The organism is Mesorhizobium sp. WSM3868 (genome assembly GCF_002294785.1).
Lineage (GTDB): Bacteria > Pseudomonadota > Alphaproteobacteria > Rhizobiales > Rhizobiaceae > Mesorhizobium.
Map to the genome: position 1 here is coordinate 40,001 of NZ_NSGB01000027.1, position 2,500 is coordinate 42,500.

Annotated in this window: 1 tRNA gene and 2 rRNA genes (1 of these 3 only partly in view); all 3 read right to left on the minus strand. The window is 57.9% G+C overall.

The features are described from left to right. Nucleotides 1-460 precede the first annotated feature (460 nt). A tRNA-Met gene (locus CK221_RS28180) sits at nt 461-537 on the minus strand. Nucleotides 538-747: 210 nt separating this feature from the next. Next, nucleotides 748-862: ribosomal RNA gene (rrf, locus tag CK221_RS28185) — 5S ribosomal RNA — on the minus strand. Between the two features lie 314 nt (nt 863-1,176). Continuing rightward, nucleotides 1,177-2,500 (minus strand): 23S ribosomal RNA (locus CK221_RS28195); it runs 1,567 nt beyond the window's last position.

Here is a 2,500-nt window from a genome sequence, read left to right on the forward strand (position 1 = left end):
CGCAGCTCGATCTCCCGCGCCTCCAGTCCCCGTCGCAATTTCCCGTTGCGCCGTGCGGTGCACAGACCGATCTCGTCATCGGCGGCGTCAATCGCGGCACCACCTTCGTTCAGCCGCTATCGGCGAAAACCGGTGATCTCGCGCAATGGCCAGGATGTCCCAACAGGCGCTCGAGGTTTCATTGATATCCTTCGATCGAGCGAGGAGCTGTCCAACTGCGCTACCTGCGGGACGCCGCCGTGCTTGTTGCTCCCGAGGACCTCGCTGGCGGCTTCGCATCGAAGCGCGCCGCCGCAAACGCAAACGGCCTGCGTTGGCGGGCCGGTCTGGATTGGTGTGGGGATTTGGCTTTTCTGCCGGCGCTGCGTCGGTTCGCTGCTTGCGGGCCTGATGACCGCTCACATCAGCCGGCCAGTATGGCCAGATACAAAAACGCCCGCACGAGGCGGGCGTTTTGGATTGGTTGCGGGGACAGGATTTGAACCTGTGACCTTCAGGTTATGAGCCTGACGAGCTACCGGGCTGCTCCACCCCGCGTCAAGATAGAGGTAAGTTTGCGCTTACCGTATTCAAGGGACCGCCCAATGAAAGGGCCGCTTGCGCGGCCCGGGATCCCGTTTGGCGGGCCTCATGCATGTCGCTCAAAAGTGTTAGCGGTTTTGAGGCAACGACATGCATCACAACAATCGCAAGGAGAAGATTTGTCTGCATCCGGATCCGGATGTGAGATGAACGTGCGCTTGGCAGACCTGGCAGCGACCTACTCTCCCGCGTCTTGAGACGAAGTACCATCAGCGCTGGAGCGTTTCACGGCCGAGTTCGGAATGGGATCGGGTGCAGCCGCTCCGCCATAACCACCAGGTCGGCGAAACGCACGTTCAAATCGAGAAGCTGTTCAAGCGCGATCCGGAGGATCGTCGCGGCGCGATCAAGGATCGTCGCGGCGCGATCAAGGATGGTCGCCAAGCGCGATCCAAAGGATCGTCGCAGCGCGATCCAAAGGATCGTCGTTTTTGTGCCAAGGCGACGTCTGCGTTTTGCCTACGGGCGAAGCCCGCAAGCGCGACTGCGCGTCGCCGGTCGTCCGGCGCCCGCGGAGCATAGGCCCGTAAGGGCCGCTCATGCGCGAGCGCTGGCAGACCATCCGACTTTGTCGGATGGATATTAGGAATGAGAACGATCAAGCCGATCGAACTATTAGTACCGGTAAGCTTCAAGCGTTGCCGCTCTTCCACACCCGGCCTATCAACGTGGTCGTCTTCCACGGTTCTCAGGGAATACTCGTTTCAAGGTGGGTTTCCCGCTTAGATGCCTTCAGCGGTTATCCCGTCCGGATATAGCTACCCTGCAATGCGGCTGGCGCCACAACAGGTCCACCAGAGATCCGTCCATCCCGGTCCTCTCGTACTAGGGACAGATCCTTTCAATATTCCTACACCCACGGCAGATAGGGACCGAACTGTCTCACGACGTTCTGAACCCAACTCACGTACCGCTTTAAATGGCGAACAGCCATACCCTTGGGACCTGCTCCAGCCCCAGGATGCGATGAGTCGACATCGAGGTGCCAAACAACCCCGTCGATATGGACTCTTGGGGGTCATCAGCCTGTTATCCCCGGCGTACCTTTTATCCGTTGAGCGATGGCCCTTCCACACGGGACCACCGGATCACTATGACCGACTTTCGTCTCTGCTCGACTTGTCAGTCTCGCAGTCAGGCAGGCTTATGCCATTGCACTCAGCGAACGATTTCCGACCGTTCTGAGCCCACCATCGCGCGCCTCCGTTACTCTTTAGGAGGCGACCGCCCCAGTCAAACTACCCACCATACATTGTCCCGGACCCGGATAACGGGCCGCGGTTAGACATCCATAGTGATAAGGGTGGTATTTCAAGGGTGGCTCCACCTGAGCTGGCGCCCAGGCTTCAAAGCCTACCACCTATCCTACACATGCCACTACGAATGCCAATGTAAAGCTATAGTAAAGGTGCACGGGGTCTTTCCGTCTAACCGCAGGAACCCCGCATCTTCACGGGGAATTCAATTTCACTGAGTCTATGCTGGAGACAGCGGGGAAGTCGTTACGCCATTCGTGCAGGTCGGAACTTACCCGACAAGGAATTTCGCTACCTTAGGACCGTTATAGTTACGGCCGCCGTTTACTGGGGCTTCGATTCAGAGCTTGCACCCCTCCTCTTAACCTTCCAGCACCGGGCAGGCGTCAGACCCTATACGTCGTCTTGCGACTTCGCAGAGCCCTGTGTTTTTGATAAACAGTCGCTACCCCCTGGTCTGTGCCACCCTCCTCTGCTTGCGCAAAAAAGGGTCACGCTTCTTCCGAAGTTACGCGTGCAATTTGCCGAGTTCCTTCAGCATAGTTCTCTCAAGCGCCTTGGTATACTCTACCAGACCACCAGTGTCGGTTTCGGGTACGGTCTATAAGGAGGAGCTATTTCCTGGAACCACTCCGCTGCCCTTTCAATCCGATAAGATTGGA